This is a genomic window from Rhodanobacter sp. PCA2, from assembly GCF_013620825.1.
Classification (GTDB): domain Bacteria; phylum Pseudomonadota; class Gammaproteobacteria; order Xanthomonadales; family Rhodanobacteraceae; genus Rhodanobacter_A.
The window spans coordinates 1-12,148 of record NZ_NJIC01000032.1 but is presented as its reverse complement, the minus strand read 5'-3'; the positions used below and the strand labels follow the sequence as shown (position 1 = coordinate 12,148).

The following is a 12,148-nucleotide window of genomic DNA, read 5'->3' as shown; positions in this document are numbered from 1 at the left end:
ACAGCAACAGCAACAGCAACAGCAACAGCAACAGCAACAGCAACAGCAACAGCAACAGCAACAGCAACAGCAACAGCGAAGCGCCGCGAGATCGCCGCGCTTCGCTTTTGATTTTGCTCGTCATCCCTGCGAAAGCAGGGATCCAGTGCCTGCAAGCTTCGGAACACAAAGGCACTGGATGACCAGCTTCGCTGTTGTGAAGCGCCTCCTGCTTTCGCAGGAATGACGAGCAGGCCACAGGAATGACGAGCAGGCCACAGGAATGACGAGCAGGCCGCAGGAATGACGTGCAGGCAGTCGATTGACCAGACCTTCATGGCCCTGACGGTGCCTTGGTGTTGCATCTGCGCGCCGGGAGCGCGCTGCTTTACCGGGGCCCCTGTGGCGCGGCGGGCGGGTGGAGGAAAGTCCGCAGGATGGCCGGCAGGGATGCCGGCCAGTTTTTCGCCAGCACAGGATGTGCTGTCGAAAAACCCCGTAACCCGCCCGCGCACCCGGAAGGCAGGATGCCCGGAGGGCGCGCCATCGGGGTGCCCCTCTCTTTGGTTGCTTTCTCTCGGGCACGCGGGAGAAAGCGACTCGGGCGCCCACAGGGCGCTCGAAACCGCTCTGGTTGTTCGAAAACCGTCGGCACCGACCCGTGAACCATCGGCGCCGATCCGTGCGTCAACGCATCGACACAGTCGGCGTCGATGCGATCCACGCCGAGACGTCGGCTGCGCTCATGTCTCCGCCCAGACACTATTGGGCTCACCCGCCCGCGCACGCCGCGCGGTAGCGCGCGCCAACGCGACAAAGGCCGCCGCCATCGCCAACGCTCCGATATCAATGGAAGCCACGCCAACGTGGCCAGCCAATGCGCTGCGCCAGAACCACGCGCCCGTGGCGAAACCGTGTGCAAGAGGCACCAGCGCGGTGACCAGTGCCGCCACCCACAGGAGTTCGCGCGCCGCCCGCGCCGGCTTGCGCAGGCTGGCCCAGAGCACGCACAGCGCCCAGCTGGCGAAGCAGGTCCAGCGTTCGCCGGTTTCCACGTTCCAGCCCAGCGTCGGCAGTAGTTGCGCCGCCACGGCGGCGGACGAGACCGCCACACAGACGCCGATGCATACGCCCACGGTGGCGCGCGCCATCACCAGCGATGAACGGCCCTGCGCCGTCTGGCGCCGGCGTCTTCGCGATTCGATCCACAACAGGTTGCCGGAGTAGAACAGGAAGGCGCCGCCCAGGCCGAGCAGGAAGTACAGCCAGCGCACGATGGCATGGCCGTAGTCGCCGAAATGCAGCGCGTAGATCCAGGCCAGGGTGGCGTGGTTCGCGTCGCGCGTGCCCTGCAACTGATCGGCGAGCAATGCGTTGCTGTGGGCATCGAGCGCCAGCGTGCCGGTGGCCATCGTGCGTGGTGCGTCGCCGGTGATCTCCACGGTGGCGTGGCGGTCGCCGGCATGGGCGAGCTTGAGGTATTGCGGCGCGAAGTCATCGATGCCGCGGTTGTGCGCTATGGCTTGCGCTTGCGCGACCCAGCCCGATACCGGCGCCAGCGTGGCGGCGATGCCTGTCCGCTGTATCGTCGGCGCGGTGTTCATCGCCGGCCCCGAAGCGGCGAGCAGCTTGCCCTCGTAGGCCAGCGGGCCGATCGCCATCATCAAGGGAATGGACAGGCACAGCATCGCGCCGGTCACCGCGAACATTGCGTGGAACGGCAGGCTCAGCACGCCGATGGTGTTGTGCGCGTCCTGCCAGAAGCGCTTGAGGTTGCGCCCGGGCCGCAGCGCGAACAGATCCTTCGCCAGCCGTGGCAGGTGGATGAGCAGCCCGCTGACCAGGGCGATGCCGTACAGCAGGCTGACCACGCCCATCAGGTAGGTGCCGCCCACGGGCAGCCCCAGCGAATAGTGCAGTTCGTTGATCAGTTCGGCCAGCGGCGCGCCGGGTCGCGCGGGGCTGCCGTCCGGGTCGTCCAGCGTGGCGTACTGCCATACGCCGCGGCGATCGGGCCAGTAGGCGACGGGGCCGGGCAGCAGGTAGCCGGGGAAGGTCATGCCGAGGTGCTCGCGTGCCTCGGGGTGCCGCGCCAGCACCTCGTCGAGCAGCGTCTGCATGTCGTCCGGCGAGCCGGTGCCGGCGACCTGCTGCGATGCCCATTGCTGCACCGGCTGCTGGAACACGGTGATCGCGCCGGCATAGAGCGCCACGAACAACGCGAGGCCCGCCAGCAGGCCAGCCCAGGAGTGGAGCGAGGTGAACACGCGCAAGGTGGCGGGCTTCAGCTTCATCGAGCGTGTTTCCTCAACGCAGCCACTGCAACATCTGCAGTGCGCGCAACAGGCCGAGTCCCGCAAGCGCCAGCGCACTCAGCCACAGCCATGCCTGCTTGCCGCTGGCGAACTGCAGGCTGGCGCAGACCACGCCGATCCAGACCGGGAAGAAGGCCAGCACGCAGGGCACGAGGACGGACTGCCACGGTCCCGGCAGCAGCCAGCCGACCAGGCCGGTCAGCGCGGCCGAGAGGAAGAAGCCGGGAACCACGCCGGCGCTGGCGCGCGCCCACATCAGTCGCCGTCCGCCAACGCGGCTTCGGCGTCGCGGCGGCAGGCCAGCAGCGCCAGCCACGGCTGTGCCGCCAGGGCCAGCATCCAGCCTGCCAGCATGGCGCAGCTGCCCGCACCCGCGCCCAGCGTGGCGACCCAGCCGACCAGCGCAAGCACGGCCAGGGCGAGGCCCGATGCCAGTGCGCCACGCCGCCTGCGCGCGGTGCGCCACGCCCAATGCGGCGACGCCGCGTACAGCAAGGCGGCCGACAGCGCGGTCGCCACGCACGCCAGAACTATCAGCAACGTCCCGGTGCCGAACATGCCGTAGCCGTCCTGCAGCGCATGCACGCTGCTCACCAGCGGTATCGCGCGCTGGCGGTCACGCTGCGCTCGTAGCCGTAGTAGCACCACGCCGCGCTGTTGCAGACCGAGACGTAGTCGCGGTCGAACAGGTTGCTGGCGTTGAGCTGCAGGCGCCAGCCCGACACGTCGTAATGCACGGCCGCATCGACCAGGGTGTAGGACGGCGTCTTCCACAGGTTGTAGCTGTCGCCGTAGTGCGTGCCCACGTAGCGCACGCCGCCGCCGAAACCCAGGCCGGCGAGCGGGCCGGAGACGATGGTGTAGTCGGCACCGAGCGAGGCCTGCTGCTTCGGCAGCAGCGCAATCTGCCTGCCGAGCGAGGGCAGATCGTTTGTGCGGATCACCTTCGAGTCGCTGTAGGTGTAGTCGCCGTACACGCTGAGGTTGCTGCCGAAGTTCCAGCGGCCTTCCAGTTCCACGCCGCGCAGCCGCGTCTGGCCCTGCTGCACGGAGTACAGGGTGTGGTTGGGATCGACGGTGAGGGAATCGTTCTGGGTGATCCGGTAGGTGGATACGGTGAGCAGGCCGTTGCCGTCGGCCGGCTGGTACTTGAGGCCGGCCTCGACCTGGTTGCCCGTGGTGGGACGGAAGGCCGTGCCGGCGTAGCTGGTGCCCACCGTGGGCTGGAACGAGTGCGACCACGACACGTAGGGCGCGAAGCCGCTGTCGAACAGGTAGTTGATGCCGACGCGGCCGGAGAATGCGCGATCGCGCTGGTGCGCGTGCGTGCCGCCGATCAGCTGGTCGGTGTCGGTGTCCACGTGGTCCTGGCGGCCGCCCACGGTGATGCCCCAGCGGCCGATCTTGATCTGGTCCTGCGCATACACGCCCAGCTGCTTCTGCACCTGCACGGTGTGGGTGGTGTACGCGGGCACCGCCACCGGGCTGCCGTAGACCGGGTCGAAGACATCCAGCGTGGGTGCGTTGAAATCGAAGGCCGAGGCGTAGTCGTCGCGCGAGCGGCGGTAGTCCAGGCCCACCAGCACGGTGTGCTGCAGCGCACCGGTGCTGAAGTCGTACAGCAGGTTGTTGTCCACGCCGAAGGTGTGGGTGTGGTTCTCGTTCGGGAACGCGTAGCGCACCAGGGTGCGGTCGTCGGCGAGCAGGCCGAACGTGCCGACGTTCGCGCCGCGGCTGTCCACGTTGGAGTGGCCGTAGCGCAGGTTCTGGCTGAAGCTGATGCCGTTGGCGAAGTCGTGGCGGAACGTGTAGCCCACCGAGGCCAGCGTCTTGTCGTAGTCGTTCTGGCCGGGCTCGCCGGTGAAGCGGTTGCGCGGGATCTTGCCGTTGGGGTTGTACAGCAGCGTGCCTGCCGCGGGCAGGAAACCGGCGCCGGAGGCGGTGTCGCCTTTCTGGAAGCGCGCCAGCACGGTGAGCGAGGTGTTGCCGGACGGTTTCCAGGTCAGCGCAGGGGCCAGGTAGTAACGGTCGTCCTGGATGTGGTCGGTCATGGTGTCGCTGTGCCGCGCCAGCCCGGTGAGGCGGTAGAGCAGGGTGCCGCTGTCGTCGAGCGGTCCGCCGAAGTCGAACTGGCCCTGGCGCAGGTCGAAGCTTCCGACCTGCACTTCCACTTCATGCAGCGGCTGCTCGGTGGGGCGTTTGCTGATCATGTTGAGCATGCCGCCGGGAGGCATCGCGCCGTACAGCACCGAGGACGGCCCCTTGATGACTTCCAGCCGCTCCAGTCCGTAGGGCTCGATGCGGGTGATGCCGGTGCCGGTGCCCTCCGGCAGGGCGAGGCCGTCCAGGTAGCGCGCGGGCGTGAAGCCGCGCACCAGCAGCCAGGCGCTGCGCGAATCCGGCCCGTAGCCGCCGCCCTGCGCGCCGGCGGTGTACCACACCGCCTCCTCGATGCCCTGCACGCCGCGGCGTGCCATCTGCTCGTCGGTGATCACCGAAACCGACTGGGGAATGGCGACGATGGGCGTGTCCGTCTTGGTCGCGGAATCGCTGTCCCTGGGAATCTTCGCGTTGACCTGCACGCCTTGCAGGCTGGTGGTTCTGGCCGTGGCGTCGGCCGGCGCGGACTGGCCGAACGCCGGTGGGACCAGGCTGCCGGACAACGGTAGTGCGGCGAGCATGGCGAGAGGCAAGCGGCGCATGCGGAAACTGGACATCGAACCCCCTGATGAATGATGGAAGGGCAGCATTTCCCCGCGTGGCGTGACCCGACTCGCGCCACGGGGAGGTGCCCGGGGTGGAGATCCGGCTAGCGGTTAATGATGCTTATGAGAATTATTCTCATTCTATTGAAGGGCCGTGCGCATGACAACCACGCCGGGGCATCGCCGCGGCGAAAGGGGATTCTTTGCACGGGCGCGAGGCGCAGACAGCGATGCCTTCCCGGAAAGGAAGGCATCGAGGATCGGCAGGAGTTGGCGGACCGCGGTTGCCCGTGCGCCGCGCTCGATCGCCGTCAGCTGGCGGTGCGCGCCACGAACCGCAACGCCACCGAGTTCATGCAATAGCGCAGGCCCGTCGGCGGCGGCCCATCACTGAACACATGGCCGAGATGGCTGTTGCAGCCGGCGCAGCTGATCGCGATGCGTTCCATGCCGAACTGGTTATCGCGAGTCTGGATCACGTTGCGCTTCGCGATGGGGCGCCAGAAGCTGGGCCAGCCGGTGCCGGAGTCGAATTCGGTGGCGGCGTCGTAGAGCGCGGTGGCGCAGCCGGCGCAGCGGAAGATGCCGGGTTGCGCGGGTCGTTCGTGCGCTCCGCTGAAGGCGCGCTCGGTGCCGTCGCGGCGCATCACCTCGAACGCCAGCGACGACAGGCGCGCGCGCCATTGCGCGTCGCTGAGCACCAGCCGTTGCACATGGCAGGCGCCGAGGTCGCGGCCATCGTCGGCGAAGCATTCCAGCAGCACGTCGCCAGGTTCGGTATGGACCAGCGAAGGTGCGCCGCCTGCGGCGCCCGCGGCCAGCAGCCGCGGCAGCGCGAAGCTGCCGCCCACCGCGAGCAGGGCGCCGCCGCCCAGCGCGGCACGCAGGAAGCGCCGGCGATCCATCGCGAGGATTTCATCGATGCGGGACATGACAACCTCCGATAACGTGCCAGCGCCAACTCACTCGACAGCATGTTCGCGACAACTCCCTTCGACAGCGTGTTCCCGACAACTCCCTTCGATAGCGCGCTCCCGACGACTCCCTTCGATAGCGTGCTCCCGACAACCCCCTCCCCTGCCCGCAGGGGAGGGCTGGGGTGGGGTGCTTTCGCGCCTGAGGTCCCAGCCAGTCGCGAGGAACCCTTTGCTCACCCGAACGTGAACGCATACGCCCGCACGCCCGGATCGAGGAAGGTGATGGTGAACGTGCGCTCGCCATTCCCGTGGGCCTGGCGCACCAGCTGGTACAGGCGCTGCGCCGTGATGGTGCCGTTGCCTTCCGCGTCGGTGTCCATGCCGTGGTCGGCGCCGGGCGCGTGGCCGTCCAGCGTGATGCGGAAGCGCACCGGCTTGCCATCGCTGCCCGGGCCGAGCACCAGGTGCAGGTCGCGGCCGCGGAAGCGGTAGCTGATGCTGCCGTTCGCCGCATCGAGCGTGGCGTCCTGCGCGTGCACGGTCCAGCGGCCGGCGAGACCCCACTGGTGGGTGGCGAGTTGCGCGGGGGTGCGGTAGTCGAACGCGTCGTCGTGCGCGACTTGCCCGCTGGCGAAATTGTCGGCGCGCGCGTAGCCCACGTAGGTTTCCGGCGAGCGGTCGTAGTCGCCCGAGCTGGCGGCCTGGGCGCCTTTCGCGCCGGGCTGCACGTAGCCGCCGGGCAGGTTCTTGTAACCGGCCTCGGCGAGCAGTTCGCGGATCGCGTCCTCGCCCTCGGTGTAGCCGCCTTCCCCGAAGTAGTGGTGGCGGATGCGGCCTTGCGCGTCGATGAAGTAATCCGCGGGCCAGTATTCGTTGTTGAAGCCTTTCCAGATCGCGTAGTCGGAATCCAGCGCGACCGGGTAGCGCACGTCCAGCCGCTTCACCGCCGCGGCCACGTTGTCCGGATTCTTCTCGAACGCGAACTCGGGCGAGTGCACGCCGATCACCACCAGGCCGTGGTCCTTGTACTTGTCGTACCAGGCGTCGATGTAGGGCAGCGAGCGCAGGCAGTTGATGCAGGAATAGGTCCAGAAATCCACCAGCACCACCTTGCCGCGCAGCGCGGCCGGCGTCAGCGGCGCGCTGTTGAGCCAGCCGGTGGCGCCGGCCAGCGAGGGCAGCGTGCCTTCCACCGGCAGCGCTGCGCCGGGTTGCCGTGCGGGTGCGGCGTTTGCGGCGGGCATCGGCCGCACGGCGTCGATCAGCTTCTGTTCGAGGCCGTTGGTGCCGGCCAGCGAAACGCGGGTGAGCAGGCCGGTGTCCAGGCCCAGCGCGATCGCGGCCACGCCGGCCAGCACCAGCGCGCCCAGCGCGCGGCGCACCCACTCGCCCGCGCCCAGCGAGCGCTTCATCAGCCCGAACACCTTGCCGCCCACCGCCAGCGCCAGCGCCAGCGAGGTGGCCGCGCCCAGCGCATAGGTGAGCAGCAGCAGGGTGGTCGTCACGCTGGCGCCCTTGAGCGCGGCGCCGGTCAGCAGCAGGCCGAGGATCGGCCCCGCGCACGGCGCCCACAGCAGGCCGGTGGCGATGCCCAGGCCCACCGAACCCCAGACCGATCCGCCTTCGCCATCGGCACGCTGCGACAGCCGGTTGCCCAGCGCCACGAATGGCCGCGTGAGCCATTCCGCGACGTGCGTGGAAAGGAGAGTGAGGCCGAGCAGGGCCAGCACCACCAGCGCCAGGGCGCGGCCGTACTGGTTTGCGTGCACCGCCCAGCCGCCGCCCACCGCCGCCAGCGTGGCGACCAGGGCGAAGGTGGCGGCCATGCCGAGCAGCATCGGCAGGCCGCTCTTCAGGAACGGGCGGTCGGCGCGGGCGAACACGAAGGGCAGCACCGGCAGGATGCAGGGGCTGAGGATGGTGAACGCGCCGCCGAGGTAGGCAAGGACGAGCAGAAGCATGCGGTTTTCTTCCGAGGTGGAGGCTTGCTGGGGATTCGCCCCCGGGGCGGCGGCGGTTACCTCCCTGTCGCGAGGTAACCGGCGCGGTGGTTGCGGCGAATCGCAGGCATGAAAGCACGACCCGCAGTGGAGGGCTCTTGACCGCCGATGGCAGCGTGGTACTAGATGGCGGTCTTCCTCCGCGTAGGGATCGTCGCACCGCAGTGTCCGTCGAACGCGCCAGCGCCAGCGAACAGGCCGACCGGCAGCGCGCCGCCTGGATGGCTGCCGCGCAGGCGGGCGACCGCCGCGCCTACGAACGCGTGCTGGCCGATTCGGTGGCGCTGGTCCGCGCGGTGGCGCGCCGCCATGGCGTGAGTACGGATGCGCTGGACGACGTGGTGCAGGAAACCCTGATCACCATCCACCGGGTGCGCCATACCTACGATCCGACGCGTTCCTACGACGCGTGGCTGAGCGCGATCGCCGGGCGCCGCGCGATCGACTCGCTGCGCAGCCACGGCCGCCACGAGCGCCGCGAACTGCACGACGAGCTTGCGCTGGAACAGCATCCCGACCGCGACGACGCCAGCGCGGATGCCGAACGCCGCCAGCAGGCCCGGCGCCTGCGCGAAGCCATCGCGCAGTTGCCGCCCGGCCAGCGCGAGGCGGTGGAGCAACTGGGCCTGCGCGAGCAGTCGCTGGCCGAGGCATCCGCGCAGACCGGCCGCAACGCCGGCGCGCTGAAAGTGAACCTGCACCGCGCATTGAAGGCCTTGCGCGGTCGCCTGCATGGAGAGCCGTGAGCGCTATGTCCGACACCCGTCGCCACGAAACCCTGATCGACGCGCTCGGCGCCGAGCTGGTGCCGGTGCGCCGGCTGCGGCCGCCATGGCTGCGCATGCTGGGCTGGCTGGCGCTGGTGGCTGTGGTCGCGGTGCTGCTGTTCGCGCATTTCGGCGATGCGCCCATGCTGCGCCGCTGGACCGGTGCGCCCGATCTTGCATGGGCAGCGATCGGCGCGGTGTTGACCGCGATCGCCGCGGCCTGGGCCGCGTTCACGCTGGCCGTGCCGGGGCGTTCGCGCGCCTGGGCCTGGCTGCCGCTGCCGCCGGCGCTGCTGTGGATCGCCGCCAGCGGCCTGGGCTGCCTGCGCACCTGGCTGGTGCCGGATACCAGCATCGCCACGCTGCACCAGTCCGCCGACTGCCTCGTCTTCATCATCGGCTTCTCGATCCCCTTGTCTGGCGTGCTGGTATGGCTGCTGCGCCGCGCCTGTCCGTTGCGCCCGGTACTCACCGCGGTGCTGGTCGGCCTGGCCAGCGCGGCCGCCTCGGCCAGCCTGCTGGAGATCTGCCACCCCTACGATGCCGCCGCCACCGACCTGCTCACCCATGCGCTGGCGGTGCTGATCGTGGTGGGAGCGAACGCGGCGATGGGCGGAAGGCTGCTCTCGAGGCATTGAGTAACCGCCCGCATGGACGGGGCGAAGCAAGGGTGGGGAGCGACGCATCGCTTCCCGCCCTTTTCCCTTCAAGGATCAGCCCATGAACGCACGCACGCTTGCCGCCCTCGCCCTCGCGCTTGCCGCCGCCGTCGGCGCCTTCGCCTTCGCGCCCGTCCACGCGCAACACGCCATGGCCGCCAGCTCCAGTTCGGCGATGCCGCACGATACCGTGCCGTCCGGGAACGCGATGAAAGGCGCCATGCACAAAGACGCCATGCAGATGAAGCAGGGCGCGGTGAAGTCCGGGACCATGAAGCACGACGACAAAATGAAAATGAAGATGAAGAAGAATGACGCCGCGATGAAGATGAAGCGGGACGCCGGCGACGCGACGGACAGCAGCCACTGAGCGCCCGCGGCGGAGCGCTGTCGTCCGTTTGCCACCTGCGCTTCATGCCGCCAGGGCGCGGAAGGCCGATAATGGCCGTCCCCCCGCGTTGGATGTTGCGCATGTCCGCGTTTGCCCGCCAGATCGGTATCGAACTTCCCCTGGTCCAGGCGCCCATGGCCGGCGCCGCCACTCCGGAGCTGGTGGCCGCGGTGGCGAACGCCGGCGCACTGGGCTCGCTGGGCGTGGGCTACGCCGAGCCGCAGGCCATCCTCGACCAGGCGGCGCGGGTACGCGCGCTCACCGCCCGGCCGTTTGCGCTGAACCTGTTCGTGCTGCCGGACGAGGCGGCACCCGACATGGCCGCCGTGGCGCGGGCCCGCGAGCGCCTCGATGCGCTGATGGAACGCGAAGGGCTGACGGCGCGCACCAGCCTGCCGGCACGCTGGGCGCCGCGTTTCGCGGAGCAGTTCGCCGCGCTGTGCGAGGCGCGCCCCGCCGTGGCCAGTTTCGCGTTCGACCTGCTGTCGCCCGCGCAGATGCAGGAACTGAAAAACCGCGACATCTACGTGATCGGCACCGCCACCACGGCGGCGGAAGCGCGAGCCTGGGCCGAACGCGGCGCCGATGCGGTGTGCGTGCAGGGCGCCGAGGCGGGCGGCCACCGCGGCGGCTTCCTGCCCGCGACGGAGCCGCCGCTGGTCGGCTTGTTCGCGCTGATCCCGCTGGCGGTGGCCGCGGTCGCCGCCAGCGACAAGACCGTACCGGTGATCGCCGCGGGCGGCATCATGGACGGCGCCGGCATGCTCGCCGCCGAAGTGCTGGGCGCGGCGGCCAGCCAGCTCGGCACCGCCTTCCTCGCCTGTCCGGAATCCGCGGCGGCCGCGGCGTGGAAGCGCGACCTCGCGACCGCGGAGGATCGCGCCGTGACCACCATCCGCAGCTTCTCGGGTCGCCCCGCGCGCGGCCTGCGCAACCGCTACGTGGAAGCGATGGAAGACGTCGCGGACGAACTGCCGCCGTATCCGATGCTGAACGCGCTCACGGCGCCGCTGAGGCGCGCGGCCGCGGCGGCGGGTCGCGGCGACCTCGTTTCCGAATGGTGCGGCCAGGCCGCCGCGCGGGTCCGCCCGCAGCCCGCGGCCGAACTGGTGGCACGGCTGATGCACGAATACCGGCTGGCGCGACGGGGGCTGGAGCACTGAGCCGCCCGCGGTGTCGCGAGCCCTGAGATCGCCGGGCGGGACACTGTCATCCATTCAATCAGGGGGTGTCACCATGACCATGCTGGGCGAACGCTTCACCGCTGCCGTGGACCACGCGCGCATTGCGCACGGTGCGCAGCGGCGCAAGGGCTCCGAGGTTCCGTACCTCTACCATCTGCTCGGCGTCGCCAGCCTGGTGCTGGAGTACGGCGGCGACGAGGACCAGGCCATCGCCGCACTGCTGCACGACGTGGTGGAGGATTGCGGCGAGGCGCAGGTGGCGCTGATCCGCCAGCGCTTCGGCGAGCGGGTGCTCGCCATGGTGCTGGGTTGCACCGACGGCACCGCCGAGGGCAAGGCCGCACACGCCGACGCCGCCGCGAAGCGGCACGACTGGCTGGTGCGCAAGCAGCGGTACCTCACCCACCTCGCCGGCGCCGCCGACGAGGTGTTGCTGGTTTCCGGTTGCGACAAGCTGCACAACGCGCGCGCCATCATCGGCGACCTGGAGAATCCCGCCGTGGGCGCGGCGGTGTTCGGCCGTTTCAACGGCGGCCGCGGCGGCACGCTGATGTACTACCAGTTGCTGGCCGATCTGTTCAGCCACCGCGGCCTGCCCATGGCCGTCGCGCTGGAGGCGGCCGTGGCGCGCATGTACCGGCTGGCCGGGGAGTCGCTGCCGCCACGCGGCATCGCCCCGGGCGCACTGGCGCGTGCCGTCGGCTGAGCGCCACGCCGGCTTGACCTGTGCCCGTACGGCGGGCGTTATACTGCCGCCGCGCCGCCAGGGCGCGCATTTCCGCACCGAGGCTCCCCCATCTTGAGCACTAGCCGCAAGACCAAGGCCGACTCCACGGCCGAACTGCGCAAGACCGTCGTCGCCGCGCTGGAAGAGCTGAAGGCCAAGGATGTCCGCGAGATCGACGTACGCGGCAAGACCTCCATCGCCGATCTGCTGGTCATCGCCTCCGGCACCTCCGCGCGCCATGTCAAATCCATCGCCGACGAAGTGGTGAAGTTCGCCAAGAAGGCGGGCGTGATGCCGCTGGGCGTGGAAGGCGAACAGGAAGCCGAATGGGTGCTGGTGGACCTGGGCGACGTGATCGTCCACGTGATGCTGCCGCGCATCCGCGAGTTCTACGGGCTGGAACGGTTGTGGACGGTAGGCGACCGCGAGCAGGACATCGGCGTCGCGAGCGCGGGGTGAGCACCGGGCTTTCTCCCTCTCCCCTCCGGGGAGAGGGCTGGGGTG

At 69.7% G+C, this 12,148-nt stretch carries 13 protein-coding genes; 6 read left to right on the top strand and 7 right to left on the bottom strand.

Annotated elements, in window-relative coordinates; translation table 11 throughout:
- The 7 genes from PCA_RS10955 to PCA_RS10925 all read right to left on the bottom strand — a co-directional run.
- The coding region (locus PCA_RS10955; protein ID WP_219918734.1) for a hypothetical protein at positions 1 to 317 on the bottom strand (317 nt) is incomplete at its 3' end.
- A gap of 405 nt (positions 318 to 722) precedes the next feature.
- Positions 723 to 2,273 carry a PepSY-associated TM helix domain-containing protein gene (locus PCA_RS10950; protein WP_181302647.1) on the bottom strand — a complete coding sequence of 517 codons (1,551 nt, stop codon included), beginning with the start codon at positions 2,271 to 2,273 and terminating at the stop codon, positions 723 to 725.
- A 13-nt stretch (positions 2,274 to 2,286) separates the two neighbouring features.
- Positions 2,287 to 2,550 (bottom strand): hypothetical protein, encoded by a 264-nt coding sequence (locus tag PCA_RS10945; protein ID WP_181302646.1) that lies wholly within the window; start codon positions 2,548 to 2,550, stop codon positions 2,287 to 2,289.
- Positions 2,550 to 2,888 (bottom strand): hypothetical protein, encoded by a 339-nt coding sequence (locus PCA_RS10940; protein WP_343204438.1) that lies wholly within the window; start codon positions 2,886 to 2,888, stop codon positions 2,550 to 2,552. Before PCA_RS10940 ends, PCA_RS10945 begins: the two co-directional genes overlap by 1 nt.
- On the bottom strand, positions 2,885 to 5,011 hold the full coding sequence (locus PCA_RS10935; protein ID WP_255436797.1) for a TonB-dependent siderophore receptor: 2,127 nt from the start codon (positions 5,009 to 5,011) through the stop codon (positions 2,885 to 2,887). Before PCA_RS10935 ends, PCA_RS10940 begins: the two co-directional genes overlap by 4 nt.
- 299 nt (positions 5,012 to 5,310) lie before the next feature.
- The gene (gene msrB / locus PCA_RS10930; RefSeq protein ID WP_181302645.1) at positions 5,311 to 5,931 is read right to left on the bottom strand and encodes a peptide-methionine (R)-S-oxide reductase MsrB; all 621 of its coding nucleotides are present in this window, start codon (positions 5,929 to 5,931) and stop codon (positions 5,311 to 5,313) included.
- Between the two features lie 218 nt (positions 5,932 to 6,149).
- Positions 6,150 to 7,877: a cytochrome c biogenesis protein CcdA gene (locus tag PCA_RS10925; RefSeq protein ID WP_181302644.1), complete on the bottom strand. Its 1,728-nt coding sequence runs from the start codon at positions 7,875 to 7,877 to the stop codon at positions 6,150 to 6,152.
- A 260-nt stretch (positions 7,878 to 8,137) separates the two neighbouring features.
- Here PCA_RS10925 and PCA_RS10920 point away from each other — a divergent pair, with 260 nt between their 5' ends.
- From PCA_RS10920 to rsfS, 6 genes are all read left to right on the top strand, one after another.
- On the top strand, positions 8,138 to 8,662 hold the full coding sequence (locus PCA_RS10920) for a sigma-70 family RNA polymerase sigma factor (RefSeq protein ID WP_181302650.1): 525 nt from the start codon (positions 8,138 to 8,140) through the stop codon (positions 8,660 to 8,662).
- Positions 8,663 to 8,667: 5 nt separating this feature from the next.
- The gene (locus PCA_RS10915; protein ID WP_181302649.1) at positions 8,668 to 9,321 is read left to right on the top strand and encodes an NrsF family protein; all 654 of its coding nucleotides are present in this window, start codon (positions 8,668 to 8,670) and stop codon (positions 9,319 to 9,321) included.
- An 82-nt stretch (positions 9,322 to 9,403) separates the two neighbouring features.
- Positions 9,404 to 9,712, top strand: coding sequence for a pentapeptide MXKDX repeat protein (locus tag PCA_RS10910; protein WP_181302643.1), 309 nt, complete (start codon positions 9,404 to 9,406; stop codon positions 9,710 to 9,712).
- Between the two features lie 101 nt (positions 9,713 to 9,813).
- A complete protein-coding gene (locus tag PCA_RS10905; protein WP_181302642.1) occupies positions 9,814 to 10,896 on the top strand; it encodes a nitronate monooxygenase in 1,083 nt (360 codons plus the stop codon).
- A 73-nt stretch (positions 10,897 to 10,969) separates the two neighbouring features.
- Positions 10,970 to 11,623: an HD domain-containing protein gene (locus PCA_RS10900; RefSeq protein ID WP_181302641.1), complete on the top strand. Its 654-nt coding sequence runs from the start codon at positions 10,970 to 10,972 to the stop codon at positions 11,621 to 11,623.
- Positions 11,624 to 11,716: 93 nt separating this feature from the next.
- Positions 11,717 to 12,103, top strand: a complete 387-nt coding sequence (gene rsfS / locus PCA_RS10895; RefSeq protein ID WP_181302640.1) for a ribosome silencing factor — start codon at positions 11,717 to 11,719, stop codon at positions 12,101 to 12,103.
- Positions 12,104 to 12,148: the final 45 nt, after the last annotated feature.

Excerpts from the sequence above, each read along its gene's own strand:
- PCA_RS10920 (WP_181302650.1), top strand. The coding sequence starts at position 8,138 with ATGGCTGCCGCGCAGGCGGGCGACCGCCGCGCCTACGAACGCGTGCTG.
- PCA_RS10910 (WP_181302643.1), top strand. The coding sequence starts at position 9,404 with ATGAACGCACGCACGCTTGCCGCCCTCGCCCTCGCGCTTGCCGCCGCC.
- PCA_RS10915 (WP_181302649.1), top strand. The coding sequence starts at position 8,668 with ATGTCCGACACCCGTCGCCACGAAACCCTGATCGACGCGCTCGGCGCC.
- PCA_RS10945 (WP_181302646.1), bottom strand. The coding sequence starts at position 2,550 with ATGTGGGCGCGCGCCAGCGCCGGCGTGGTTCCCGGCTTCTTCCTCTCG.
- PCA_RS10950 (WP_181302647.1), bottom strand. The coding sequence starts at position 2,273 with ATGAAGCTGAAGCCCGCCACCTTGCGCGTGTTCACCTCGCTCCACTCC.
- PCA_RS10935 (WP_255436797.1), bottom strand. The coding sequence starts at position 5,011 with ATGTCCAGTTTCCGCATGCGCCGCTTGCCTCTCGCCATGCTCGCCGCA.
- msrB (WP_181302645.1), bottom strand. The coding sequence starts at position 5,931 with ATGTCCCGCATCGATGAAATCCTCGCGATGGATCGCCGGCGCTTCCTG.
- PCA_RS10900 (WP_181302641.1), top strand. The coding sequence starts at position 10,970 with ATGACCATGCTGGGCGAACGCTTCACCGCTGCCGTGGACCACGCGCGC.
- PCA_RS10905 (WP_181302642.1), top strand. The coding sequence starts at position 9,814 with ATGTCCGCGTTTGCCCGCCAGATCGGTATCGAACTTCCCCTGGTCCAG.
- PCA_RS10925 (WP_181302644.1), bottom strand. The coding sequence starts at position 7,877 with ATGCTTCTGCTCGTCCTTGCCTACCTCGGCGGCGCGTTCACCATCCTC.